The organism is Tindallia californiensis (genome assembly GCF_900107405.1).
GTDB lineage: Bacteria > Bacillota > Clostridia > Peptostreptococcales > Tindalliaceae > Tindallia > Tindallia californiensis.
In genome coordinates this window covers 107556-134080 of the sequence record NZ_FNPV01000008.1, presented here as the reverse complement: position 1 = coordinate 134080, position 26525 = coordinate 107556, and the positions used below count along the sequence as shown (strand labels likewise).

The 26525-nt window shown below is 44.0% G+C and carries 25 protein-coding genes; 4 read left to right on the top strand and 21 right to left on the bottom strand.

Annotated elements, in window-relative coordinates:
• Nucleotides 1-170 precede the first annotated feature (170 nt).
• On the top strand, nucleotides 171-1361 hold the full coding sequence (gene ercA, locus BLV55_RS11800) for an alcohol dehydrogenase-like regulatory protein ErcA (RefSeq protein WP_242870114.1): 1191 nt from the start codon (nucleotides 171-173) through the stop codon (nucleotides 1359-1361).
• Nucleotides 1327-2829 (top strand): bifunctional diguanylate cyclase/phosphohydrolase, encoded by a 1503-nt coding sequence (locus BLV55_RS11795; protein ID WP_093314685.1) that lies wholly within the window; start codon nucleotides 1327-1329, stop codon nucleotides 2827-2829. The genes ercA and BLV55_RS11795 overlap by 35 nt, the downstream gene beginning before the upstream one ends.
• Before the next feature lie 70 nt (nucleotides 2830-2899).
• Here the strand turns inward: BLV55_RS11795 and ilvD are convergent, their stop codons facing one another.
• Complete coding sequence (gene ilvD / locus BLV55_RS11790) at nucleotides 2900-4576, bottom strand: dihydroxy-acid dehydratase (RefSeq protein WP_093314683.1); 1677 nt, start codon at nucleotides 4574-4576, stop codon at nucleotides 2900-2902.
• 200 nt (nucleotides 4577-4776) lie between these two features.
• Here ilvD and BLV55_RS11785 point away from each other — a divergent pair, with 200 nt between their 5' ends.
• Nucleotides 4777-5991: a CapA family protein gene (locus BLV55_RS11785; protein WP_093314681.1), complete on the top strand. Its 1215-nt coding sequence runs from the start codon at nucleotides 4777-4779 to the stop codon at nucleotides 5989-5991.
• A 48-nt stretch (nucleotides 5992-6039) separates the two neighbouring features.
• On the opposite strand, the gene ade is transcribed toward BLV55_RS11785, so the two are convergent.
• The 19 genes from ade to ftcD form a co-directional block, all read right to left on the bottom strand.
• Complete coding sequence (gene ade / locus BLV55_RS11780) at nucleotides 6040-7764, bottom strand: adenine deaminase (protein WP_093314679.1); 1725 nt, start codon at nucleotides 7762-7764, stop codon at nucleotides 6040-6042.
• Entirely contained in the window at nucleotides 7748-8767 is a 1020-nt protein-coding gene (locus BLV55_RS14870) for a xanthine dehydrogenase family protein molybdopterin-binding subunit (protein ID WP_093314677.1), read from the bottom strand. The genes ade and BLV55_RS14870 overlap by 17 nt, the downstream gene beginning before the upstream one ends.
• Nucleotides 8764-10029 (bottom strand): xanthine dehydrogenase family protein molybdopterin-binding subunit, encoded by a 1266-nt coding sequence (locus BLV55_RS14865; RefSeq protein ID WP_093314675.1) that lies wholly within the window; start codon nucleotides 10027-10029, stop codon nucleotides 8764-8766. The genes BLV55_RS14870 and BLV55_RS14865 overlap by 4 nt, the downstream gene beginning before the upstream one ends.
• The gene (locus BLV55_RS11765) at nucleotides 10001-10510 is read right to left on the bottom strand and encodes a (2Fe-2S)-binding protein (RefSeq protein WP_093314673.1); all 510 of its coding nucleotides are present in this window, start codon (nucleotides 10508-10510) and stop codon (nucleotides 10001-10003) included. Before BLV55_RS11765 ends, BLV55_RS14865 begins: the two co-directional genes overlap by 29 nt.
• The gene (locus tag BLV55_RS11760; protein ID WP_093314671.1) at nucleotides 10507-11382 is read right to left on the bottom strand and encodes an FAD binding domain-containing protein; all 876 of its coding nucleotides are present in this window, start codon (nucleotides 11380-11382) and stop codon (nucleotides 10507-10509) included. Before BLV55_RS11760 ends, BLV55_RS11765 begins: the two co-directional genes overlap by 4 nt.
• A gap of 25 nt (nucleotides 11383-11407) precedes the next feature.
• A complete protein-coding gene (locus tag BLV55_RS11755) occupies nucleotides 11408-12745 on the bottom strand; it encodes a 5'-deoxyadenosine deaminase (protein ID WP_093314669.1) in 1338 nt (445 codons plus the stop codon).
• Between the two features lie 132 nt (nucleotides 12746-12877).
• The gene (locus BLV55_RS11750) at nucleotides 12878-14197 is read right to left on the bottom strand and encodes an NCS2 family permease (RefSeq protein WP_093314667.1); all 1320 of its coding nucleotides are present in this window, start codon (nucleotides 14195-14197) and stop codon (nucleotides 12878-12880) included.
• A 123-nt stretch (nucleotides 14198-14320) separates the two neighbouring features.
• Complete coding sequence (locus BLV55_RS11745) at nucleotides 14321-16135, bottom strand: adenine deaminase (protein ID WP_093314665.1); 1815 nt, start codon at nucleotides 16133-16135, stop codon at nucleotides 14321-14323.
• A 21-nt stretch (nucleotides 16136-16156) separates the two neighbouring features.
• Nucleotides 16157-16435 (bottom strand): EutN/CcmL family microcompartment protein, encoded by a 279-nt coding sequence (locus tag BLV55_RS11740; RefSeq protein WP_093314663.1) that lies wholly within the window; start codon nucleotides 16433-16435, stop codon nucleotides 16157-16159.
• Nucleotide 16436: 1 nt separating this feature from the next.
• On the bottom strand, nucleotides 16437-17225 hold the full coding sequence (locus tag BLV55_RS11735) for a hypothetical protein (protein ID WP_093314661.1): 789 nt from the start codon (nucleotides 17223-17225) through the stop codon (nucleotides 16437-16439).
• A gap of 42 nt (nucleotides 17226-17267) precedes the next feature.
• Nucleotides 17268-17546 carry a BMC domain-containing protein gene (locus tag BLV55_RS11730; RefSeq protein ID WP_093314659.1) on the bottom strand — a complete coding sequence of 93 codons (279 nt, stop codon included), beginning with the start codon at nucleotides 17544-17546 and terminating at the stop codon, nucleotides 17268-17270.
• A complete protein-coding gene (locus BLV55_RS11725) occupies nucleotides 17543-17890 on the bottom strand; it encodes a BMC domain-containing protein (RefSeq protein WP_093314657.1) in 348 nt (115 codons plus the stop codon). The genes BLV55_RS11730 and BLV55_RS11725 overlap by 4 nt, the downstream gene beginning before the upstream one ends.
• The gene (locus tag BLV55_RS11720; protein ID WP_093314655.1) at nucleotides 17887-18168 is read right to left on the bottom strand and encodes a hypothetical protein; all 282 of its coding nucleotides are present in this window, start codon (nucleotides 18166-18168) and stop codon (nucleotides 17887-17889) included. The genes BLV55_RS11725 and BLV55_RS11720 overlap by 4 nt, the downstream gene beginning before the upstream one ends.
• A gap of 3 nt (nucleotides 18169-18171) precedes the next feature.
• Nucleotides 18172-18444 carry a BMC domain-containing protein gene (locus tag BLV55_RS11715; protein WP_093314653.1) on the bottom strand — a complete coding sequence of 91 codons (273 nt, stop codon included), beginning with the start codon at nucleotides 18442-18444 and terminating at the stop codon, nucleotides 18172-18174.
• A gap of 22 nt (nucleotides 18445-18466) precedes the next feature.
• Nucleotides 18467-19819: a UbiD family decarboxylase gene (locus BLV55_RS11710; protein ID WP_093314651.1), complete on the bottom strand. Its 1353-nt coding sequence runs from the start codon at nucleotides 19817-19819 to the stop codon at nucleotides 18467-18469.
• A 34-nt stretch (nucleotides 19820-19853) separates the two neighbouring features.
• Complete coding sequence (locus BLV55_RS11705; RefSeq protein ID WP_093314649.1) at nucleotides 19854-20411, bottom strand: UbiX family flavin prenyltransferase; 558 nt, start codon at nucleotides 20409-20411, stop codon at nucleotides 19854-19856.
• Between the two features lie 2 nt (nucleotides 20412-20413).
• Nucleotides 20414-21016, bottom strand: a complete 603-nt coding sequence (locus tag BLV55_RS11700; RefSeq protein WP_093314647.1) for a cysteine hydrolase family protein — start codon at nucleotides 21014-21016, stop codon at nucleotides 20414-20416.
• Nucleotides 21017-21082: 66 nt separating this feature from the next.
• On the bottom strand, nucleotides 21083-22531 hold the full coding sequence (locus BLV55_RS11695; protein WP_093314645.1) for a dihydroorotase: 1449 nt from the start codon (nucleotides 22529-22531) through the stop codon (nucleotides 21083-21085).
• A gap of 61 nt (nucleotides 22532-22592) precedes the next feature.
• Complete coding sequence (gene ftcD / locus BLV55_RS11690; RefSeq protein ID WP_093314643.1) at nucleotides 22593-23501, bottom strand: glutamate formimidoyltransferase; 909 nt, start codon at nucleotides 23499-23501, stop codon at nucleotides 22593-22595.
• A gap of 337 nt (nucleotides 23502-23838) precedes the next feature.
• Between ftcD and BLV55_RS11685 the strand changes: the two genes are divergently transcribed.
• Complete coding sequence (locus BLV55_RS11685) at nucleotides 23839-24531, top strand: cyclase family protein (RefSeq protein WP_093314641.1); 693 nt, start codon at nucleotides 23839-23841, stop codon at nucleotides 24529-24531.
• Between the two features lie 147 nt (nucleotides 24532-24678).
• On the opposite strand, the gene BLV55_RS11680 is transcribed toward BLV55_RS11685, so the two are convergent.
• Entirely contained in the window at nucleotides 24679-26334 is a 1656-nt protein-coding gene (locus BLV55_RS11680; protein ID WP_093314639.1) for a PucR family transcriptional regulator, read from the bottom strand.
• Nucleotides 26335-26525 lie beyond the last annotated feature (191 nt).

Below are 26525 nucleotides of genomic sequence, written 5' to 3'. Positions count from 1 at the left end.
GGATTTAAAAGCAACAGCATACAACGTTATTTAATTCATGGAGTGATTTCGGATGATGATAAAAAGCTTTGTTGAAGGGATTGTTAGGGGAGAGAAGGATAAGGGTATTTAGAACCATAAACAGGAAAAAGGTGACGAAACATTGGAAGGCTAGGAAGGGTAGGGATAAAATGGATACTGGGATGAATAAATCACTGGAGCTTAGAAAATTTGTTGTGCCGGAATTGGTTATGGGACAGGGTGCTTCCCTCCTGATTAATCGATATGCGATGCATTTTGGAGCCCGAAAAGCGTTACTGGTTACCGATAAACACTTAAGAAAACAACCCTGGTTTCAGGAAATAATAGAAGCGATAGAACAAGCGGAAATAGAAACTCATTTATTTGATGACGTTTCCTGCAACCCTAAAGATTACGAAGTCATGATTGGTGCGGAACAATTCTTAGGGGAAGAATGTGATATTATCGTAGCCATTGGAGGAGGAAGTCCGATGGATTGTGCTAAAGGAATCGGCATTGTTTCTACTAATGGTGGTCATATACTGGATTATGTAGGAGTAGATGAAATTAAGTTGCCAGGACCACCGCTTATCTGCATTCCAACCACGGCTGGCACTTCGGCAGATGTATCTCAGTTTGCGATTATTGCGGATACCAGTGAAAACATAAAAAAAGCCATCATCAGTAAAAAAGTAGTGCCCGATCTGGCCTTAATTGATAACAATCCCCTGAAAACCATGGATCCTTATTTAACCGCCTGCACAGGTATGGATAGCCTTACCCACGCCATTGAAGCCTGTGTATCGAATGCCCGGTCTGATTTGACCCATGTTCATGCGTTGGAATCCGTTAGGATGATTACCAATCATCTGGAAGCAGCCGTTCAACCGGATCGGAGTGTAGAGACGCTCTGGGAGATGATGGTGGGAACGCTGCATGCTGGCTTTGCCTTTTCCAATGCCAGCTTAGGAGCGGTTCATGCCATGGCTCATAGTTTAGGAGGTTTGTATGATTTACCTCATGGTGAATGCAATGGTATTTTATTAGAAAAAGTGATCGAAGCAAACTTTCAGGCAGCAGAACCCTATTTTCGACAAATAGCTGAAAAAATGGATCTTTCTGTAGCTAATATGAATACTGAAGAAGCTTGTATAGCCTTGGTGGAGCGTATTCGACAATTACGCCGGAAAGTGGGAATACCAGATTATCTTCCAATGGAATCAATTGATGAGATCGCCTTAGAAAAGCTCACAGAAAATGCCCTTCAGGACCCCTGTATGGTGACAAATCCTAAAATAATGGCGAAGGAAGAGGTAAAAAAGATTTATGGACAATTATTCAAGGAAAAAAAACAATCTTAAAAATAAGGTTACGCGGGAATCGATTATCGGATTGGGTGAAGAATCTTTTCAAAAGAATTATTACCCGGAACTGCAGGAAAAAATTGTTTCTCTAGAGAGAGTAAGTGCTAGGAACAAAGCACTTATGATGGCGATCCCGGATATTTTGCTGGTAAGTGATGCGCAAGGAAATATAACGCCTTTTTCTTCTGGTGAACAAAGTAAGACTACAGGAACCCTGCTGATTTTTCGAAACCAGCATCTCCTGAAAACATTGCAAAAAATGGCACAAGAAGTGCTGAAATCGAAGGAGCTACGAACTCATTTTTTTGAAATGCAAGAAGAAGAGCGCACCTGTTTTTTTGAGGCCCGCCTCCATAAAACAGAATTGGATGAAGTACTTATCATTATTCGGGATATGACGAAAAGAATTGAGTTGGAACATCGGTTGAGACGAATGGCTGAAACAGATCATATGACAGACCTTTTCAACCGGCGATGTTTTGAAGAAGCTTTTATGGAACTGGAAGGACAACCATGCACAGCCGTAGGGCTGGTTTTATTTGATATTGATGGGTTGAAAATTATTAATGAAACACTAGGGCATATCACAGGAGATACGGTGATTCGGGCAGTGGGTCAAATGGTAAAAGAAGTCTTTGGAGAAGTTGGATTTATTGCCAGAGTAGGAGGTAATGAGTTTGGTGTCATCACCCGTAATCAAAAGGTGGACATACTGGAAAAAGCGATTCAAACCTTTTCAGAAAGACTGCAGACCTATAATGAAAAAGACAATCTCTATAAAGTGGAAGTGTCCTACGGATATGCTTACCACTCACAAGGGACACTCAATACAAGCTTAATGTATCAGGAGGCTGATAATAATTTATATCAACATAAACTTCTAAAAGATACCAGCAGTAAAAGTGCTTTGGTAAGGACCTTGATGAAGGCTTTGGAAGCAAAAGACTATATTACGGAAGGTCATGCGGATCGCATGTCTTTTCTAGCAGAAAAATTAGGCAAAGCCCAGGGTTTCTCGCAGAATCAACTGGATCGGGTACGCTTACTGGCAAAATTTCATGATCTGGGAAAAGTGGGAATACCGGATAAAATTTTACAGAAACCGGCTGCTCTGACAACAGAAGAATGGAAAGTGATGAAGACCCATACCGTTATAGGAGAACGCATTGCATCGGCTACTCCTGAATTAAAAGAAATTTCCAGGCTGATCCTTAAACATCATGAAAAATGGGATGGAACCGGGTATCCATTACAATTAAAGGGAGAAGAAATTCCGGTAGAGTGTCGTGTGCTATCCATTGTGGATGCTTTTGACGCTATGACCAATGAAAGACCATATCGAAAAGCTATGACGGTAAAAGAAGCTTTGGATAGAATCAAAGCATGCCAAGGAACTCAGTTTGATCCAGAAATGGCTCGGATATTTGTGGAAATATGCCAGGACTATCAATTAGATCATTCATAACAAGAAGAAAACCAATGCATTTTACCGCATTGGTTTTCTTCATGTTTTAAAAGGTAGTAAAAGATTGATACTACCGCTGGATGTCAGGAATTTTCAAGACAGCCCCCTGGCTACCGCTGGTAACCATATGAGCATAACGAGCTAATACACCACTGTTAATTTTTGGTTTTCTGGGTTGCCAGTTCTTTTTGCGTTTTTCTAGCAGGTCTTCCGGCACATCTAAGTGGATGGTTTTTGATTCAATATCAATGTTAATCTGGTCGCCTTCTTCTACCAAAGCGATAGGTCCGCCAACGGCTGCCTCCGGTGAAACATGACCAATGGAGGCGCCGCGGGTAGCGCCACTAAAGCGGCCATCCGTAATAAGGGCTACTTTACTTCCTAAGCCCATACCAGCAATGACAGAGGTCGGACTAAGCATTTCCCGCATCCCTGGACCACCCTTTGGTCCTTCATATCGGATAACAACCACATCTCCCGCGTTGATTTTTCCACCGGTAATCGCTTCTGTTGCCTCTTCTTCGCTGTCAAAAACCCGGGCTGGACCTTTGTGCTGCATCATCTCGGGAGCAACAGCGGAAGCTTTTACCACACAAGCTTCTGGTGCCAAATTTCCTTTCAAGACAGCAATGCCGCCAGTAGTGCTAAAAGGCTGATGAACCGGTCGAATAATTTCCGGGTTCTTGTTAAGGCATCCTTTCAAATTTTCTCCAAGGGTTTTCAAGGTACAGGTAAGTGCTTCTTTTTCAATTAAACCAAGCTGGTCCAATTCTTTCATTACGGCATAGACACCGCCGGCTTCCTCCAAATCTTCCATAAAGGCTGGTCCGGCAGGCGCCAGATGACATAGATTAGGAGTTTTGCTGCTGACTTCATTAGCCTTCTCCAAATCTAAGGGTACACCGGCTTCGTAGGCAATAGCAGGTAAGTGAAGCATGGAGTTAGTGCTGCATCCTAAAGCCATGTCAACCGTTAGAGCGTTCTGGAAAGCTTTTTCTGTCATAATCTGGCGGGGGCGAAGATCGGCCTTCAATAGGTTCATGATCTGCATTCCAGCCAGTTTAGCTAATTGAAGGCGAGAGGAATAGACAGCCGGAATGCTGCCGTTTCCTGGAAGGCCCATTCCTAAAGCTTCCGTCAGACAGTTCATGCTGTTAGCCGTATACATACCGGAACAAGAACCACAGGTAGGACAAGCTTTATGCTCAAATTCCTCTAAATCCTCCAGGCTGATAGTACCGGAGGAATGACTTCCTACCGCTTCGAAAACAGAAGATAAACTGGTTTTGGAGCCTTTTACCTTTCCTGCCAGCATTGGACCACCACTTATAAAAATAGTCGGGATATTAAGGCGGGCAGAAGCCATTAGAAGGCCAGGAACGTTTTTATCACAGTTAGGAATCATCACTAACGCATCAAAAGCATGAGAAATGGCCATGGCTTCCGTAGAGTCGGCGATCAGCTCTCTGGTGACCAGTGAATATTTCATGCCGGGGTGTCCCATGGCAATACCATCACAGACAGCAATGGCAGGAAATTCCATAGCTGTGCCACCAGCCATGGCAACACCGGTTTTTACGGCAGCGGTTATTTTATCAAGATGGGTATGGCCCGGAACCACTTCGTTAAAAGAGTTTACAATACCGATTTTAGGCCGGTTCATTTCTTCTCGGCTCATTCCTAACGCACTTAGAAGAGAACGATGCGGAGCCCGATGAGCACCTTTGGTAATTTGATCACTTTTCATTGGTAAACCTCCTAGTCAAAGAATAAACGATGTTTAGAATAGTAATGCTTATCAGAATATTATAGAACATCTGTTGAGTGATTTGCAATGTTTTTATTCGAAACAGGCCTTTCTACCTCTTGATTTTTTCGGGAAGAAGGGTTATGATTTGTGGCTGATAAAAGAAGAAAAGGCCTAAACAATCATGGAGGTACTATCCTATGACTCGAACAGAAAGACGCAAAAAAAGGCAACAACAATCTCGAAAACGATATCTTTTATTAATGGTGACCATCCTAATTCCTGTTTTGTTGTTAGGGTTGAATTTTTCGGAGTATCTAGCAAGTTCTATGGAAGGGATGGTATTTTCCGAAGAAAGAATTGAGGTAGAAGAGGATCCGGAAATAGGAGATGAAAATCATTCGATGGAAAAGAATAAGGAATCATCCTCGGAAGAAGCGAGCCTTCCGGAAACAATGGTTTCTGAAGATGAAAAAATAAAAGTTGTTTTTCTTGGAGATACAATGATGGATGGAAACGTTGCAGGAGCTATGGATCAACATGGGATGGACTATCCTCTCCGAGAATTTGCACCGGTATTGCAAGAGGCAGATCTGATCGTTGCTAATCTGGAGACGGCGGTAGGTACCAGTGGCAACCTGATGGAAGAAAAGAGTTATGCTTTTCAGACAGACCCGGCTTACCTGAAGCTGTTTGAGCCATACAAGGATAAACTGATCTTTACACTGGCCAATAATCATGGAATGGATGGACCGGTAATGGAAACCATTCATGCCCTAGAAAGAGAAGGCTTTCATTTCGTAGGCATTGGAAGAGATAGAAGGGAAGCTTTTGCACCCTATGTAGCTGAAATAAACGGGGTTTCGATGGCTATTTTTGGAGCGTCCCGAGTTATTCCTGTGGCTGAATGGAGAGCAACAGATTCAACTCCTGGTATGGCCACGGTCTATAGTCCGGAACCGCTGGTTGGATATGTAGAAGAGTGGTCAGAAAAAGTGGATTATGTGGTACCCTACCTTCACTGGGGGCAAGAGTTGGAGGAAAAACCGGATAAACATCAGCTGGCGTTAAAGGAAGCTTTGGAAGCCGCCGGTGCCAATATCATTATTGGTAGCCACCCCCATGTCTTACAAGCAATGGAATGGAAGGCTCCCAAATCCTTTACCGCCTATTCTCTGGGGAACTTTGTGTTTACCACCAGTCATACAGCCTTAGCCAACGACACCGTGGCCTTGGAAATGACGTTGACATCAGAAGCGATAGAAGAAGTAAAGGTATATCCGGCAGAAATTCGGTTTGGTTTAGTCCGTTACCTGAAAAAAGAAGAAGAACGAGCCCGTATTTTAGACCGGTTGAACCAGATCAGTCCTAAACTGTTTTTTACTCCGGAAGGGATTGTTGAGAAAAAACAGTAAGGAAGATCTGTTCAACATGTATAAAAGGTTTCAGTTCCTTAAAGGATTTTAGTCCGTGGCTTCGAGAGGAATAAACTGAAATTGACTGACATCAAAGAGCCCCATATCCGTTAGCTTTATTTCCGGTATAACAGGCAATGCCAGAAAGGATAAGGTCATAAAAGGATCGACGGAACGACTGACAGATAAGGAATCATGAGCAAGGTGGATCATCTCTTCTAACTGTTGATGAACTTGATCAATGGGTTCCTCTGATATCAAGCCGGCGATAGGTAATGCTAAGGTTTTCAGTACCTTTCCTTGGTGGCATAAGGTGATGCCTCCACCAACCTTCCGCAAGGTTTCTGTGGCCAGTGCCATATCCGGATCATTATCACCGATAACAATGAGGTTATGAGAATCATGACTGATGGTGGTAGCGATAGCTCCGTTTTTAAGACCGAAGCCTTCGACCAGACCAAGGCCCATATTTCCCGTTCGGCGGTGTCGTTCAATAACCGCTATTTTTAGAAGATCCAGGCGGTGGTCCTGTTCAAAGAAACCATCGACTCTGTTGACTTTACGCAGCTTTTTCTGTGTCACCAAGCTATGAGGTTGCAGCTGGATGACCTGCAGGGTGTCACTGCTGATCGGAAGCCGAAAATTCTTTTGCTCCACCGGTGACAGATTGACTGTATGGTGAAGGTGAGAAGCAGAGACGGATGGTATAGTGGTTTGAACCTTTCCTTCAGAAGCTACCAGACAGCCCTTTTGAAACACTTTAGTTGCCCGAAAATCTTGTAAGTCTTCAAACACAACCAGATCCGCCTGGTAGCCGGGGGCAATGGCTCCTAAATGACGTAGATGGTAGCATTCAGCCGCATTAAGACTTGCCATCTGGATGGCTGTAATAGGATCAATGCCGGCTTGAACAGCCATACGCAAGTTATTGTCAATATGCCCACGTTGAAGCAGGTCTTCCGGATGCTTGTCATCGGTGCAAAAAAGGCATCTTCTGGAATTATCCCGGTTGACAACTTTAGAGAGGGTTGTTAGATTTCTGGCAGCAGAACCTTCCCGAATAAGGATATACATTCCTTTTTGCAAGCGATCTTCCATTTCCTTTTCGGTAGAACATTCATGTTCTGTCCGGATACCGGCGGCTACATAGGCATTTAAGTCTCGGTGCTGTATTTCCGGACCATGACCATCAATGACCTTATCCTTAGCGCCTACCAGTTTATCCAGAATATCTTCCCTTCCCTGAATAACTCCCGGATAATCCATCATTTCTCCCAACCCAATAATGGCCGCATCCTGATACAAAGGTGCTAAATCCTCAGCATTCAGAACAGCACCTGCGTTTTCAAAGTTGGTTGCAGGAACGCAGGAAGGCAGCATCATCTTAACGGTCATGGGAAGGCTCTTGCTGGCTTCCAATAAGAACTGTATTCCTTTTATGCCGGACACATTGGCAATTTCATGGGGATCAGCGATGATTGTAGTAGTGCCTCTTGGGAGAACAGCCTTAGCAAATTCAGCCGGATGAACCATGGCGGATTCCAGATGAACATGGCCGTCAATAAGGCCCGGAGAAAGATAAGCCCCCTGAAGATCTATTTCTTCTTTTCCTTCATAATGACCGACACCGGCAATATAGCCGTCCTGGATGGCAACATCACCTTCCTGAATAGAGGACGTAAAGACATTGATGATGCGAGCATTTTTCAAGACCAAATCAGCGGCTTCTCTTCCAGCCGCAACGGAAATACGCTTGCTAAGAAGATTTTTCATCCCGGACTCCTTTCTCCTCTTTTTTCTCTTTCTCCTTCAATAAAACCAATAAATAATCCGGTGTTACAGGCAGTTGGGTGATCCGAACACCCACCGCATCATAAATAGCGTTCAGAATAGCTGGAGCTACTCCCAGCATTACCGGTTCTCCAATTCCTTTGGCGCCAAAAGGAGCTGTTGATTCCGGAGATTCTACGATAATTTTTTCCAAGGCGGGAAGGTCCATCGCTGTAGGGATCAGATAGCTGGAATAACGGTCATTTTTCATTCTTCCTTTTTCCAGACCAACATCCTCCATTAAGGCATAGCCAAGCCCCATGGCAAAACCACCTTCCATCTGACCTTCAATTAACTGAGGATTGATAGCCCGTCCCACATCCTGAGCGCAGACGGCTTTGGTAACACGCACCTTTCCGGTTCGTGTATTCACTTCTACCTGAACACCGTAAACATTAAAGGTATAAGGCCAGTAAGGATCTCCCTGACCTGTTTCTGGATCGATGGCCGTAGTGGTAGCCGTAAAATCATCTTCCACTGTCAAGGGCATATCGCCTTGTAACCAGGCTATTTCTTGGTAGCAGAGAGATTCCTTTGTTTTAGGGTGAATCAACTTACCAGCCGCTACCTGGATGCTTTCAGGATGTGAAAAATTCCAATGAACAGCAGCGGTTTTTTTCATTTCTGCCAGTAGCTTTTCGGCGGTTCTTTTAACCGCATTACCGGTGTTGTAGGTTTGCCGGCTGGCCGCAGCGGTTCCTGAATCCGGAGTGGTGTCTGTATCTTCGCAAATAAACCGGATCTCTGAAAGGGGAAGTTTTACGATTTCTGCTGCCATTTGACTTAAAATGGTTTTAGCGCCCTGACCAACTTCTGTGGCACCCACAAAAATGGTGACATCCCCTTTTTTTCCTAATTGTGCAATGGAACGGGAAACGTCCGGAAAACCGTTTCCATAACCCGTTCCGTAAAAAGAACATCCGACACCTTTTCCGATGCGCTTCATTTTGCCACCTCCTGTTTCGACTCTTCCCAATTCATGGCGGAAGAAACGGCTTGCAGACATTCAACAAAGGGAACACTTTCTTTTAATCGTTGACCGGTGGCGGTATGGTCGCCTGGTCGAAAAGCGTTCTTCAGACGTATTTCTATGGGACTGATCCCCAATTTTTCAGCTAGGGCATCCATTTGCCCTTCGTGAGCAATAGGGATCTGAGCCGCACCAAAACCACGCATGGCTCCGGCAAAAGGATTGTTGGTATAAGCGCTATAGCCGTCGATTTTCACATGAGGGATTACATAAGGACCGGTTGCATGGACGCCAGCTTTTCGAAGGACATTGATGGCCCAAGAAGCATAAGCTCCGGTATCTGAATAAATGGTGGCTTCCAAAGCCTTCAGATGACCCTTTTCATCTGCACCGGTTTTTAATCGCATTATCATGGCATGACGTTTGCTATGGGCGTAAAAAGACTCCTGACGGGAATAAACGGTTTTAACCGGTCGCTGTAATCTTTGGGCAGCAAGGGCTAAATGAATTTGCATGGTAACATCTTCCCGACCGCCAAAAGCACCTCCAACAGCAGGATTAATCACTTTGACAGATTCAGCGGGCAATTGGAGAGCTTCGGCAATTTCCAGCTGATCAAAATGAGGGTATTGATTAGCGGCACATACAACAATCCGTTGATTTTCTGGATAGGCAATACCAGCCTCCGGTTGCAGAAATGCGTGATCGACCATCGGTGTCCGGTAGGTTTCCTCGACAATGGCATGGCTTTGAGAAAATCCGGTTTCGCTATTACCTTTGCGAAGTTTAAAGTGGTAGACTAAATTACCTTTTTCATGAATAAGAGGAGCTTCTGGTTGCAGTGCTTCCTCCGGATCAAAAACCGCTGGTAAGTCTTGATACGTAACCTTAATGGCTTTCAGAGCCGCTTCCGCTTCTTTTTCTGTTGTTGCCACTAGAAAGGCTAGGGGATCGCCGATACGGCGCACTTTCTTTTCGCAAAAAACCTCATGATCTTTTAGCAAAACCCCATGAGCGTTATGCGGAACATCGGCGGCTGTGAATATTTTTAGAACACCGGGCATCCTTTTGGCTTTTTCTGTCTCTAATTGGAAGTAGGCATGAGGACGGTCGGAGCGAAGCGTACGGCCAAAAGCCATTCCTTCCATTTGAAAATCTTCGGAATAAAGGGCGGCTCCGGTAACCTTTGATTTGCCGTCAACTCTGATTTCACTTTTTCCCACACTGTGCCAGGTCATCAGAATCGCCTCCTTCTTTCAGCTGATCTCGTACCATACAGATGGCTTCAACAATTTTTTCATAACCGGTACAGCGGCATAAATTTCCTGATATCCCTTCTCGAATCTCTGCCTCACGGGGATTAGGGTTTTCGGCTAAAATCACTTTAGCGGCCAGTACCATACCGGGAGTACAAAAACCACATTGAACAGCACCACTGTCTAAAAATGCTTGTTGTATCGGATGAAGGTTTCCGTTTTCACCGCCAATTCCTTCGATGGTTTCAATGGTTTTTCCATTGGCTTGAAAAGCAAGTACCAGACAGGAATTGACGATCACTCCGTCCATGATCACTGTACAGGCGCCACATTCTCCTTCGCCACAACCTTCTTTGGTGCCGGTAAGTTGAAGCTGGTTTCGGAGCAGATCAAGCAAACGTTCTTCTTCAGTGACGGATAAAGTATGCTGTTGATGGTTCACTGTTAAAGTTATCGATATCATCTAATGTCCCTCCTAACGCAAAGTTCCATGGCTTGTTCCAATGCTTCCTGAAAAACACCCTGCACAGCATATCGCTTGAATGGCAAGGTTTTTCTACCGGATAAACGTTCTAATGTAGTAGCTTCCAGGGCTTTAGAAGCGGTTTCAATCATTTTTTTATCCAGAGGCTGGCCCTTGATCAGAGACTCTACATTTTTTTCACGCTGAGCTGTTAATCCTAAAGCACCGCTGGCAATGCGGATATCTTGGCAATTTCCCTTGTCATCTAAGTGTAAGTATACAGCCATAGAAATTCTGGCAATAGCCAATGCGTTTCGGACAGAGAGCTTGCTAAAGCCCAGGCCCTCGCCCTTACCAAGCGATGAAAATTCAATAGATTTCAACATTTCTTCTGGCAATAAGCAGGTGGTTTCTTTGCCAGTCAGCAATTCTTCTAAGGGCAGTAACCGGGAACTTTCCTTGGATTGAAGCAGTGCCTTGGCATTCATAGCTAGTAAGGGTGGCAATAGGTCAGCCGCCGGTGAAGCATTACAGATATTGCCACCGACGGTAGCCCGGTGCCTTATTTGAGGAGAACCTACGGATTGAGCCGCCTGGGCAATGGCTATCAGTCTTTTCTGAAAAATACGGCTCTGCTGAATGTCAGTGAAAGTTGCTGTACTGCCAAGAATAATTCGCTGATCCCTTTCTTCTATATGGTTGATGCCTTGCATGTTGCTGATATCAATAAGCACCGCTGGCATCACAGCACCTTCCCGGAGCTTAATAATCAAATCTGTGCCACCAGCAATCAGTTTTGCTTTTTCTTTATGCTGGTCCAGCCAATCTAGTGCTTCTTCCATAGTGTGTGCCTGATACACTTGATTTACCACGATGGATTTCTCCTTTCCTGCAGCTTTATTTCACAACTCCGGCCCTTTCAATCTGTTTTTGGATAACCCGGTTGGCTTCTTTTCGCAACGTTTTTTCATTAATATATGTCAACTGACGGTTTCTCATCATGATGTCTCCATCAATGATGGTAGTATCCACATCAGCAGCGGTGGCGGAGTATACAATAGCCGATACTGGATCCATGGTAGCGGAGGGAGTCTGATGAAGTCCATCTTGACGGATAAGAGCCATATCAGCTTTTTTTCCAATTTCTAAACTACCCAGCATGTTTTCTTTTCTCATGGCAATCGCTCCATTTCGTGTAGCCATTTCAAAAACGCTGCTGGCAGGCATTACTGTCGGACTAAGGGTTCTGGCCTTTTGAATTAAAGCCGCATGGCGCATTTCGCGAAACATATCCATATTATTATTACAGGGGGCTCCATCGGCGGCTAAGGAAACGGCAGCGCCCATTTCTAACAATTCGGGTATCTTAGCAATACCTGAAGCTAATTTCATATTGCTGGAAGGACAATGGGAAATTCTGGTGCCACTGTCAGCCAAGATTTTCATTTCTTCTTCGTCAAGCCAGATACAATGGGCAAGAACCAGCTGTTCTCCTGTAAGTCCTAAAGACTGTAAATAAGTGATGTTTCGCATTCCACGATCTTTTTGAACCAATTCAATTTCTCCACGGTTTTCCGAGGCGTGGGTATGAATCATAACGTCGAATTCTTTTGCCATTTTGCCGACTTCTTTTAATAAGGTTTCCGTGCAGGAGACAACAAAGCGTGGAGCAAAAGCGTAGTCAATCCGATTGTTTTCTGTTTGATGCCATTTTTTTAATAGGCGCAAACTTTCTTTTAGTGAGGCCTCTGTATTTTCCATCAATGAACTGGGGACACCGGAGCCATAGTCCATCATGCATTTACCAGACATAGCTCGGTACTTGGTTTCCTTGATGGCTTCAAAGGCAGATTCTGTATGGTTCACGGTTTCCATATCGATAATGGAAGTAGTGCCACCTTTAATTAGTTCGGCAATGCCAAGTTTGGCGGAGAGATAGTTAGATTCTTCTGTATGGGCACCTTCTAAGGGCCAGACTCGCTTTTTAAGCCAATCAAGAAGTTCCAGATCATCGGCTTGACCCCGGAGCAAACTTTGGGTTAAATGAATATGGGTTTGAATAAATCCGGGGATCAAAATCATATCCGTAGCATCGATGATGTCGCAGTCATTGGCTACTATTCCTGGACCAATGGCTTTAATGAGGCGGTCTTCAATCAACAGATCTCCTTGTAGGATTTCTTGTTGATCGTTCATGGTAACAATGGTTGCATTCTGGATTAATAATGGTTTCATGCTTAAGAACTCCTTCCGATGCCATATTAAGTGGCTGGTGATGGGGAAATGCCCCGAGAAGCAATGGATTCTCAGGGCATTGTGGTTTTTCAGGGTGATTCTTTTTCGAAGGAAACTTCGAAGGATGTAAAATTACAATGCAAATTTAATAATGAAGAGGATCGATAAAACAATCATAATAGCAGAAACATCCTTTACCTTACCGGTAAAAATTTTCAGGGCTGTGTAAGAAACCATACCAAATACGATTCCATCGGCAATACTAAAAGTCAATGGCATCATAATAATGGTTAAGAAAGCAGGGATGGATTCTGTGAAATCGTCCAAGTCAATTTTATTGATAGGAGACATCATAAAGAGTCCAACCAATACCAAGGCTGGTGCTGTAGCAGCTCCGGGGATCATAATAAACAGAGGAGATAGCAACAGGGCGATGGCAAACATTCCGGCTGTGGATAAAGCGGTCAGACCGGTACGGCCGCCTTCTGCAACTCCGGAAGCACTTTCAACATAAGTGGTAACGGTACTGGTTCCCATACAGGCTCCAGCGGTTGTTCCGATAGCATCGGCAAATAAGGCTTGTTTCGCTTTTGGCAGGTTACCGCTTTCGTCCAGCATATCAGCTTTCGAGGCAACTCCTACCAAGGTACCCAAGGTATCAAACATATCCACAAACAGTAAAGTGAAAAGAATGATGACCATATCCATGGTGAAAATACTGGAAAAATCAAATTGAAACAGTAATGGAGAAAGAGATGGCGGGGCTGTGATGATCCGGCTTGGAATTTCGGTCATTCCCAGTGGAACACCTAAAAGCGTCGTAGCAAAAATACCGATCAGCAAAGCGCCTTTAACGCCTTTTGCCAACATCACACCAGTAATAACCAGACCAACCAGTGCCATAATGGAACCGGGGGCTGTCATATCTCCCAGTGTGATAATAGTACTTTCATAAGGAACCACGACGCCTGCATTTTTCAAGCCGATAAAAGCAATGAAAAGACCAATACCGACAGATACCGCATGCTTCAGGTTCAGAGGGATGGCTTTTACAATGGCTTCGCGCACATTAAATAAGGTAAGCAGAATAAAGATGATTCCCTCAATAAAAACAGCGGTTAACGCCATTTGCCAGGAATAGCCCATTCCCAGGACAATACCGTAAGCAAAAAACGCATTTAGCCCCATGCCTGGTGCCAACGCAAAAGGATAATTTGCATAAAAGGCCATGACTAGGGTTGCAATCACCGAGGATAAAGCCGTCGCTGTAAATACGGCTCCAAAATCCATTCCGGCGTCAGACAGAATTAATGGATTGACGATAAGGATATAAGCCATTGTCATAAAAGTAGTAATTCCTGCTAAAATCTCGGTTTTAGGATTCGTGCCATGTTTTGATAATTGAAACCTTTTTTCCAGAAATCCGTTTTGCGTTGATTCTTTTGTACTCATGTAATGCCTCCTTTTTCATCTCCTTATGAATGGAAAGACGGCCACCGGGACAAATTCCTTATCTTACAAGAGAGGATGAACAGGTGGCATGTCTTATGAATTAGACGATCCAGTTTGGTCTTTCTAGTCTTCAAAGACTGGTGGAAGAACAGTAAAGTTAATAACATCGATCAGTCCCTGGTCAGTAATCTTCCACTTAGGGCTGGTGGAAAGGGCCAGGAAAGAAAGGTGCATCAAAGGTGCATGGACTTTACAGCCTAGCTGATCCTTAATGGTAGATTCCACCTGTGAAATTTTACGGCTAACCTCATGCCCGTTCATTTCATCGGTCATTAAACCGCCAATAGGTAATCTCAGCTCATCAATAATCCGGCCGCCTTTTGCGACAGCAATACCTCCGCCCATTTGGATCACATGATTAACAGCGGCAGTCATATCTTTCAGGCAAGTACCCATGACCATGATATTGTGAGTGTCGTGGGCAACACTTTCGGCAAAAGCACCATGCTCCAAACCAAAACCCTGCACAAAGGCTTTTCCGATACTGCCATTTCGACCATAGCGCTCAACGCAAGCAATATAAAGAACATCTTGCCGGGTATCAGGCATCACAATTCCCTGCTGGGTCTTAAGGGTGAATTCAAGACTTTCGGACAGGTTTTGGTCTGGAATCAACCCAATGCAACGCACCCGAGGTGCTGCGTGCTGACTTCGTATGGCTAGGTCTTCTGGTTGAAGAGGTTCACGCCGTACAGAATTTTTAACAGTATCCGGATAAGTATACTCTGGCAGGTCGATTAATAATTGACCTTGGGAAGCAACTAACTCTCCCTGTAAGAAAACAGCTTCTACAGACATGTTCTCTAAATCGTCAATAATAGCGATGTCAGCCAGCATACCCGGGGCTAAAATGCCTCGATCCTTAAAGCCGAAATAACTGGCCGGATTAATGGTTACCATCTGAATGGCAACCGCCGGATCCACTCCTTCGGCAATGGTACGCTTAACAATTTCATTCATATGGCCAAGTTTTTCCAAATCTTCGGCGACCATGTCATCGGTTGCTAAAATGCATCGTCGGGAATCAAGTCCATCTTCTGTAACAGCCCGGATGCATTCTGCCATGTTACGCTGGGTAGAGCCTTCTCTCATAAATACATAGACGCCCTGTCTCAGTTTTTCAACACATTCTTCCTTTGTAGTGGTTTCATGGCAGGAACAGCTTCCTCCCGCAACGATAATATGTGCGGCCAGTTCAGCACCAAATAACTCGGGTGCATTGCCGTCCACAATCTTACCAATGCTTCGGGCATAAGTAGTAGAAGCAAGTAAATCCGTTACGATTTCGGAGGTGTTACGGTAAACATGGGCCGCATTACTAAAGCCCTGTAGTTCTCCAATACCAATAACGTGAGGGTAGTTTAACAGGTCTTCCATATCTTTTGAATCCACATCGTATCCGGCAGTCTCCAGTCCGGGACAGTCCGGGGTAAGTGCCGGCACAACCAGATGCACATGGTTAGGAACCAGAGCCGCTTCGTCGGCCATGGCTTTCATGCCAACAGGGCCCAGTGCGTTTCCAATTTCGTGAGGATCGGCAATAAGGGTAGTGGTACCGGAGGGAATGGAAAGCCTTGCGAATTCTGTAATAGTTAGCATACTGCTTTCAAAATGCATATGGGAATCCATCATACCGGGAGCTAAGGTTTTTCCCCGCACATCAACGGTGACGGTTTCTGGTCCAATGAGTTTTTCGGCATCTCCCACCATTAAAATGTATTTTCCCTGGATGGCAATATCCGCCGGATAAATTTCGGCGGTTAAAACATTGACAACATTTCCACCATGAAGTACCAGATCGGCATATTGACTTTCGGACATCAATGTATCCACCAGTTGCCGGTACTCCATGGCTTGCTTAATTTGCTGGGTATCCATAAGGTTGGTCCTTCCTCCTTTCTAGCGATTTTTAGTCGCCAGATCGATGGTGTCTACAATGCCTACAATGGCGGCATCAATCGGTGACTGTGGCTGGTTGGCAGCATGTCGTGATGCAGCTCCTGTTGCGAAAAGAACGGTTTCGCCAATACCAGCGCCTACGGTATCGACGGCTACTAACGCTTCGCCGGATGGCTTGCCGTCGGATTTTATGGGCTGGGTCAAAAGCAACTTGCTGCCGGTAAGTCGCTCGTCTTTTCTAGTGGCGGTAATGGTGCCAATCACTTTTCCAATCCGCATGTTATTCACTCCTTACCTGCGCTTCATTGACTCGCAGCACGTTAATAGATCTTGCTTTCGCTGTGTCTTTTGCTAAAGCGGTAACAATGGTTTTAGCTGGTATTTCGATGGTAGTTCCCGGTGCTACTGCTAGAATGTCTTTTTCTGTAAGCACCTTAGAATCCGTTGGTTTTCCCGGAATGAGTATCCGGTTTTCTTGTTTTTTCGGATAAGTTTCCAGTGCTGCAATGCCCATTTTTTTCAATTTTTGAATGGTGTCTTCTGTCATTTGAGCTAACATTGGATTGACGGTAGGTTCACCATGGTACGACTTTAGTGCGGAAAAGTCCATGTAGACAGGGATGCCCTTCCAAAGAGCATGCCAAAGCAGAATGGGGATCAGTCCGTCTTGTATGCCGAGGGTCAGTTTGCTAGCCGTGTTATGGGTCATATTAAGTGACAGAACCGCCGATAAATCATCCATTGGATAGTCTTTCAATTCTGTAATATTGCGGGATAATGTTCGGACTGGCTTGATTTTTTTAAGGATTTCCTTTGTATTGCTTAAGGCTTCAGCGTTGGAAGAAAAAGCAACATCGAAACGACAGCCTTCTTTTTTCCAGGAATCCAGTATTTGCTGTGTTTTAGTTGCTGGCTGTGGATTGGCTGTAAAGGCAACTAAAACACGGCTGGATAACTGGGGTTTATCCTGGTAGGAAGGCTTTGGAATCGTCGTTTTAGGATGATGCAAACCACCGATTCCGCCAGATAAATGGCTTAGTATTCTGTGGGTCTGGCTTCGTTGATTCATTTAGATCCCTCCTGGTTCAGCGATTTGCCGCTTAGGGAGAAACTATTCGCTCTTCTTAAGGATGGCACGTTCTACTTCGGAATGAGGTCTTGGAATAACATGTACAGAATGAAGCTCGCCTACAGCACGGGCGGCTTCAGCACCAGCGTCGGTTGCAGCTTTTACGGCTCCTACATCGCCTCGCACCATAACCGTTACAAGACCAAATCCAATTTTTTCGAAGCCTTCAATCGTAACACTAGCGGCTTTTACCATGGCATCTCCAGCCTCAATCGCACCTACTAATCCTTTTGTTTCTACTAATCCTAATGCTTGACTCATGACTTTGCCTCCTTTTCCGGACCCTTTGGATCCTTCAACCTTGTTTTTTTAGTTTCTTTCTTAACAGCAATAAGCTTTTTCATAACGTCTTCATCGGGGCGTGGAATCACACGATGTGACAGAACACGACCGGATACTTCGGCCGCTTTTACACCGGCGTCAACCCCTGATTGCACAGCCGCTACTTCACCGGTAAAATAAACGGTGATAGTAATCGCGGCACCGGCACCAATGACTTTTTCATGGCCGACCATCTGAATATCAGCTGCTTTGCAAGCAGCATCAACAGCTGTCATGGCAGAGGTCAGTCCGATTGCTTCAATCATACCAAGAGCTCCACTCATGACCGGTTCCTCCTTTTAGTAGCCAAGTCTGAAAGAGATAGCATTCCTTCCTGCGAGGCGTTTTTTGATTGATGGGTTGCTGGTTGTTGGTGATGACTGGTTGTTTTTTGATGTTTTTGTATCAGCTCGGAAAGAGCTATTTTCTGTTGTGGTTCTAATCTCAGCTCTGATTCTTGACCTGTGGGGGAGGGATGGGGTTGCTTTGGATCAGAAGCCACTTCGTGCCCAGCTTTTTCAGCAATATTACGTAAAACTTGCTTGATTAATGGGTTTGCCATGATCTATTCCTCCTGCTCCATCAGGTTTGCCACATCATCATGTGGTCGGGCTAAGACATTCCATGAAATAATTTCAGCAATTTTTTCAGCTTCTGCTTTGCCATGTTCGACAGCCGCTTTCACGGCAGCCACTTCACCTTCAACAATGACGGCTACAATTCCTGAACCAACCCGATTAAAATCGGCGACCCTTACATCAGCGGCTTTTGCCATGGCGTCCGCCGCTTTTAATGCGGCTACTAAACTTCTGGTTTCTACAAAGCCTAAGGCTTGCATTTATACCATCTCCATCCTTATCTTACTTTTCTTCTGGGAAATAACGCTTGATATCCAGGGTTTCATAACCGGGAATAATGGCTCGGTGAAACTTTTGCCGCATTTCGCCAGAAGGGGCTGTAGCATCGATTCCCATTTTATCACTGACGCCTCGGATTCCGTTGGAAGGATCCAAACCGGACCCCACTGCTTCTGGAATGACAACCAGATCTCTGGAAGCCTGGAAGCGGGTGGCAATGGCTAATTCTACATCCTCTGGATCATAGATATTAATATCTTCATCTACAATGACCACCTGTTTTAAGTCTTTATTGCATCCTAAAGCGGCAAGAATAGCTGACTTAGCATCACCGGGGTTTGGCTCCTGCAGAGACACCACCGCATGGAAACGGCAACCACCAGCTACAGTAACATTGACATCAGTAACCTTCGCTACATTGTTTACAGCCTGGTACAGCTCCATTTCTCGTATAAGGCCATTGGAAAGATGTTCTTCCCGGCAAGGGAAAGCGGTTTGAAAGATAGGGTTTTTTCGTTGAAGCACCGTTTTAATCTCGGCTACAGGATGGTTGCCGACACCGCCATAATATCCCATAAGTTCCCCGAAGGGTCCTTCTGGCTTTCGTTTTCTGGGAGGCATAACGCCTTCTAGCACAATTTCAGCATGGGCCGGAACCGACAAATCGATTTGATGGCAGGAAACCAGTTCCAGTGCTTCACCTCTTAAAGCGCTGTCCACCTCATATTTATCAACTCCATATAGCTCACTGCTGATTTGTGAAGCTAGTAGCAAGCTATGGTCATATCCGAGGATAATCGCTATTTCCAAAGGTTTGTTCTGAGCTTCTAACTGGGCATATTGCTGTCTTGCTAAAGGCGAAGCAACCAATACACTAACTTCCCGTGCTCCATTTACTTGAAGTCTTCGTACGGAAAGATGGGTTTTGCCTGTGCTTGGATCTTTTAAGGCAACAATACCAGAGGTAATGTAAGTAGAAGAATCCTGTTCATGAAACTTTGGGATAGGAAACATCTTTTCCAGATGAATGCCAGTGGTAATAATTTCTTCTTTTACAGGAGCCTGGGTTACGTGCTTGACCGGTTGAGGGCTAGCAACGGCAGCCATCATTTTAAATAGCCGGTTTTCTGGGGTCATCTTCATCATATCATAATAAGCTTGCCTTTCGCCGAAAAGAGCACCGGCAACCGGCATCCGATGGCCTTTCACCTTTTCAAAAAGGATAGGAACCTCATTACGATAGTGCTTTAGTACAGCACCCAATTCATAAGTTAAATTTACTTCTTGGCGGCATACTTTCAGCTCATTTCGTTGACGAAAAGCGTCTAAAGTAGCACGAAGCATTTGCTTTTCCATCCACCTCCTCCTTTCTCCGTGATATCGGAAGGATTTATTTATCGCCCCATCGCTGGACTAGCTGATGATCTATTCCCAGCTGATCCAAAGTTCTTCCAACCATGATGGCAACGATATCTTCCAAGGTTTCCGGTTGATGATAAAAGCCTGGAGCTGCCGGCATAATCACAGCACCCATTCTAGCTAATTTTAACATGTTTTCCAGATGAATAACACTAAGAGGTGTTTCTCGTGCGACCATAACCAGTTTCCGCTGTTCTTTCAATACAACATCGGCAGCTCTGGTCAGAAGATTATCGGAGATACCATTAGCAACAGCGGCTAAACTTCTCATGGAACAGGGGACAATCACCATCCCGTCAGTTTTGAAGGAGCCGCTGGAAATATTGGCGGCCAGATCTGTTGCTTCGTAACGGACGGTAGCCATAGCTTCCAGTTCCTGCAGGTTCATGCCACATTCATGCTGTAATACATATTCTCCCATTTTTGAAACGACTAAATGGGTTTCTACTCCCAGTTGTTTTAAGGCTTGCAGCAGTGCCACTCCATAAATGGCACCGCTACCTCCTGAAATTCCAACAATAATTTTCATGGCTACTCCACCTTATTTTCAGCGTCGCCTCCACCGATCCAAGGATCTTCTCCCTTGTTCCAGGCATCAATGTATTCGTCAATAGACATTACTTTAGTGAAAATACTAAGATCTACCAAACCATGTTCATGCATTGCATCTGTCTTAGAAGCACAACCATCGCTAAGGGTGATAACTTTGTAGGCGTTGGCTAAAGCATCTGTAGCGGTACTTCGAACGCAAACATTTGTCCAGACACCTGTCACCACAACCGTATCGATATTTTCTTCTTTTAGGTAAAGATCTAAATCCGTATGAGCAAATCCGCTATGACGTCTTTTCTTTACGATATACTCATCTCCTTCTGGATAAAGAGCTGGTATAAAGTCAGAACCCCAGGTTCCATCTACGGCATGAACAGGTCTTACGCGAAAATCGGCATCGTGTTTTCGATGCGCTTCCTGAATATGAACCAGATGAACATCGTCATCCTGACGATTCCTGACCCACTCAAACAGCTTCTGTAAAGGTTCGATAATATCATCGCCACCGGGGCATCGGAGAGGTGCTTTTTCTCCGACAAAATCATTTAACATATCAATAACTAAAATAGCATGTCTTGGCATTTTTCTTCCTCCTTTGTTTTCTCTTACACAGATCTTTCGATGGGAAGCTATAAGAGATATAGCTTCTTATGGTCTGAAATCATTTCCGGTAAAATGAATGGTTCGGGATAGTTTCTGGTTATTTTGTCGCTTAACAAATTGTCCATATCCTGGTTTTCCAACAATGCCTTTACCATCTTCATAAACTGTATTTCCTCGAACTACTGTCTTATAAGGCTTGCCTTTTAGCTTAATGCCGTGCAATGGGTTGTATTTTGCCATGGAATAAGTTTCTTTCTGATCAATGGTCCATTCTTTTTCCAAATCGATAATGGTAAAATCAGCATCGGAGCCAATGTGTAGGGCACCTTTTTTAGGATAAATACCATATTGTTTGGCTGCATTAGTACTTAATACTTCTACCAGTCGGCTGAGGCTTAGGCGGCCTTTCAGATAGCCTTCGCTAACCATAATAGGCACCAAGGTTTCGACACCGGGAATCCCTGGGAAAGAGTTCCAGATATCAAGGGCAACACCATCGACGATGCCTTCTTTTTCTGTTTCAATCTCATAAGGTGCATGGTCGGTACCCATAAAGTCAACGCTTCCATTTTGAAGACCTTCCCACAATTCTTCATTGTCTTTTTTGGTTCGCAAGGGAGGTGCAATTTTAGCAAATTGGCGATGCTCTGTCATGGAATCTTGATAGTTAAGCATCAAGTAGTGGGGGCAAGCTTCTGAAGTAACGTCTAGTCCCTTTTGTTTTGCAGCGCCTACTAATTTTGCTCCAATTCCTGTACTCATATGAACAATGTGTAACCGGGCACCAGTTTCCTCTGCAAAGCTGATTCCTAGTTGGATAGCTGCTTTTTCAGCCAGTTCTAATCTTGCTTCAGCCCAAGCGGGACCATCGGTACGTCCTTCTGCTTGGAACTTTTTAACATAAAAGTCGCACATAGCAAAGTTTTCAGCATGAATTCCTACGACTAGCCCGGTTTTTGCTACCAGACGAAAAGCTTCTAACATTTCCGGATCGGTTACTCGCTCGTAGGTAGGAACGGAAGGTGTCATATAAACCTTAAAGGCGCAAACTCCATAATCAGCCTGTTCCTGCACTACGTGATAGTCGCCATTACGGATATCTTCACCAGTTACGCCGCCCCAGAAAGCAAAATCAATGATGGCTTTGTCTTTGATCCGGTTTAGTTTACTTTCCAGTTCGGGAATGCTTCGAACGGAAGGCTTGGAGCAGCAAGGCATATCCATAATTGTTGTTAAACCACCGGCGGCCGCAGAAGAAGTGCCTGTTAAAAAGTTCTCCCGGTGTTCAAAACCTGGATCCATAAAGTGGGTATGAGAGTCAAAGCAACCAGGTAAGGTTAAATGACCTTTTGCATCAATTTCACGATCGTAGGTTACACCGTCTAGTTCGGATACAAAACCAGCAATTTTTTCGTCTTTTACCAGAATGTTGGTTAATACTGTGTCATCGCCCTGAGGAATTCGTGCATTGGTTACCACTACATCTACTTTCATTTTACAATTCCCTCCTATTCATTCTACATCATTTGAGTAACTTTCGGATATACGTGGATACCTATTTCATTAAATGGGTTTCTAAAATTTGTTCCTTATTAAACCCTTCCAGTCCTAAAGAATATTCAAAGCAGTTAAGGACGTGATCCAGTTTGATCGGGCCTACCAGTTCGGAACCTGTTACAGCAATTCCGTAACGAGCCGCTTCCTGTTTCACAAAATTAAAAGCTCGATACAAAGGAGTAGCGCTGCAATCAAACATGTTCATGGAAACCACCACTCCGGAATGATCCGGGAACTTAATACCTACGGCACGAACGGTTGAAAAACCACCGCTAGGGCCACGTACGCCTTTGGCGATTGTTTTTGCAATGGAAACATCTTCGGTGGCCAAGAAGACGTTATAAGCCGTCAATCCTTCTGTATCAGCACTGACAATGGTAGCCCCTGCTGTCGGATGAAGAGCGGCTGGACCGATATCAGGTTTTCGCTCATCAGTATGGGCTACTTCCTTCAGCCCTTCATACTGGCCTTTTCGGATAAAAGAGAGAGCTTTGCGATCTTCATTACGGGCATTGTTTCCGGAAAAAAAGACAGGAACTTCATAACGGTTATACAATTCTTTTCCTATTGATTCGGCTAATTCGGTACATTCTTCTAAACTGATATTCTTAAATGGAAATAAAGGAATCGTATCTTGAGCACCAATCCTAGGATGGCTTCCCTGTTGTTCTTCCATGTTGATTAATTCATAACTTTTTCCAGCCATTTCTAATAAAGCTTTTTTTAAGGGCTCTGGTTCTCCGATGAGGGTAATAACACTTCGATTAAAATCATGTTCTGGTTCCACACTGACTAATGTTACTCCTTCACGATCTTTCAATGGTGCGGCAACTGCTTCGATAACATCCTTTCGCCGTCCCTCGCTGAAATTTGGTACGGCTAATACATATTGTTTTTCTGTCGACATTCCATACGCCTCCTTCATATTAGTCACTAGATCTTTAACGGTTGTTCGAACAACGCCTTCAATCCGAAATGTTGTTCATGAAATCGTATTCCTTGCCTTCTATTATATCTTACTTTTCCGTTGATTCTGAAAAATTCTTTCATTGTTAAGTAACAAAGTTTTCTATTTTTAATAAGGATAAATGACAAGGGTTTTGTGTAGCATTCATAACTCTGTGGATCTTACCTTGTCAAAGGAATTTTTTTTCTATATACTGTTAGACAATTGACGACAGAAAAATGCGACAATTAGCAGATTAGGTTATCATTCGAAGAGTGGAGGAGAAGGAGGATTTATTATGGCCCTAAGACTCATTGATCTATCCCAGGAAATATTTGAAGGAATGTCGGTGTTTCCCATGCATCAGCCGACCTTTATTATGACCAACATGACTCATGAAGAAAATCAGCAGAAAACAGGGAGTAACACCTTAGGCTTTTCAGCACGGAATTTATTAATTAGCGAGCATGGAGGGACTCATTCTGATGCCGTATGGGAGTACAAGCCTAGTGGTGCTACCATTGACAAAATGCCATTGACCCATTTTTGGGGGAGTGCTATCTGCATTGATTTAACCCATATAACACCTCAACAACGAATTGGCCCGACAGAACTTCGCCAAGCTGTAAAAAAATCCGGCCAATCCATACAAGCTGGAGATATTGTTTTGATGTATACAGGGCATTTTGATCGCTATTTTAATACGGAACACTGGCAAACTACCTACAGCGGTCTTAGTTATGAAGGAGCAAAATGGTTGGCAGAGCAAGGTGTCGTGAACATAGGCGTCGATGCACCAGCGATTGATCATCCGGAGGATACCGATTTTTCAGGGCATCTTATCTGTGGAGAATACGATATTACCAATACAGAAAATCTATGCAATTTGCATTTGGTAGTGAACCGACGGTTTTTATACATGGGTCTTCCCCTTCGAATCCGAGATGGCTCCGGTTCGCCGATTCGTGCCGTAGCCCTAATCGAAGAATAAGGAGTGGAGGCATCAATAAGCAAAAACCTCCAGAAGCCTTAAATGCTTTTGGAGGTTTTATTCTGTTTAATGGTTCTCATGCTAAGGTGAGATACTTTCGGCTTTCGGAGGAAGAATGGCGGTGCTGAAAGCTTAAAAAAACTTTGGCTACCGGTTAAGTAATTTTTTGACTTTTAAGGCGACTTCCAGATTTAAACGGTCTTTATGATTGGTTAAATCCATTCCCGTTATCTTTTGAATGTTTTCCATTCGATAAAGGGTTGTATTATAGTGGGTGTAGAGACTTTGAGCGGTTTTACGAAGGTTTCCTCCCTGCTGATAATAAGCTTCCAGGGTTTTGAGGAGTTCGGAAGATTTTTTTTCGTCGTAAGCTACCAAAGGAGCTAAAGTTTTTTCGTAAAATCGATTCAATTCTTTTTCTAAGCAAGGATGGCATAAGATTTTGTAAATCCCCAGGTCTTCAAAATAAGCTGTTTGTGGTTCATCGATAAGAGGTCCGTGTTGTAACGCTTTTATCGCATCTTCATAGCTTTGATCCACCTGCTCCAAACCAATATAACATCTACCGATGCCTACCCGGAAATTAAGGTGGGCTTGTTTTTTTGGTTGACGAGACAAAATTTCTTTTCCATAGGCCAGCGCTAATCGCTGTAGTTCCTTTTCCAAAGGAGAGGACAGAATAACATATAGGCTGTCTGTCTTAAAAATCATTAAAGATTTTACGGTTGTTTCCCGCAGATATTTTTCTGTTTCGTAATGAATCCAGTTAATTTTATCAAATAAATCACCAGACATTTCTGTGGATTTTTCTTCGCCATGAATGACAAGAACCATAAAAGAATCTGTCGGTGTTAAGTGGAATAAGGCAGCTTTTTCCAGTGCTTTTTCTTTACGGTGAGAATCCATTGAGATTAAATCCTCAAAAAATTCTACACGATATCGGTTTTCCACATCCCGGATAGACATTTGCCTTAACACTTCCAGTGCAATAGTGGTAGTGGCTGATTCCAGTACAGACAAATCAAAACCACCCAGAGGCGTTTTGATGGCCCAGGCCATTAAAAAGCCAGAAACTCTGTTTTTGACGACTATCGGCATTGTCATTCTCCGAATCCTTTTTTGGACTAAGGTAACCTGATCTTCAAGGAATTGTCCTTGATCCTTTCGCTTTTCCGCATGTTCCAGAAATTGTTTTGCGTTTTCAGGTAAAGCTTGCCATAGCTGGTCATCGATTTTTCCGCCACCTTGTCGCCAGATGTTTTTTCCTTCAATATGAAGCATCACCGGGTTCTGAAGATGGTCGGCAACAATTTGGAGGATTTGCTCAATATCGCCACCTCGCAACATGACGTTCATTAATTGCTCATGAATTTTTTCGATTCGCTGCAGTAAGGAAGTTTGCTTGTTAAAGACTTCCTGAAAAATAGGTGTCATAATATCTGAAAAAGGCAGAGAATCGTCGAGTTCTACAATCGGAAAATCTAGTTCATTGGCTGTTTCTAAAACTTCCAGCGGAAGTTCTTCTAAATAAGGCCGGATTTTAACGCCCAAGGCAGAGAGTCCCCTTTGAGCAGAACGGCGTACCAATTCTTTTTGCTTTTCCAAGCTTTCCTGTTTGAAATAGTAAGCAGTGGTTAACAAAAACTCACATTCATTCACCCATTCCAAGGCATCGGGGTCAGCCATAATATTCACTTTGGAAACCGTATTAAAAACGCCACGATGTCCTGCGATGATGTGACACTTTTTCATGCAATCCATTTTCATGACTTCTTCCAGGGTAATACCATTTTGACGTATCATCCATCTTCCTCCTTGAGCCTCCGGATCTGTCGATTATCTTTTCCGCTGTTTTCTATTTTCGACGTATAGATGAAAAATCCTTTTTTATTTAGCATTATTAAAAAGAAAGAACAGGAAATGCTAAGCAGGGGAGGAATTTTGGTAAATTTTTACATATTTTAGAAAAATGGCAAAATCATTCAATTGACAAT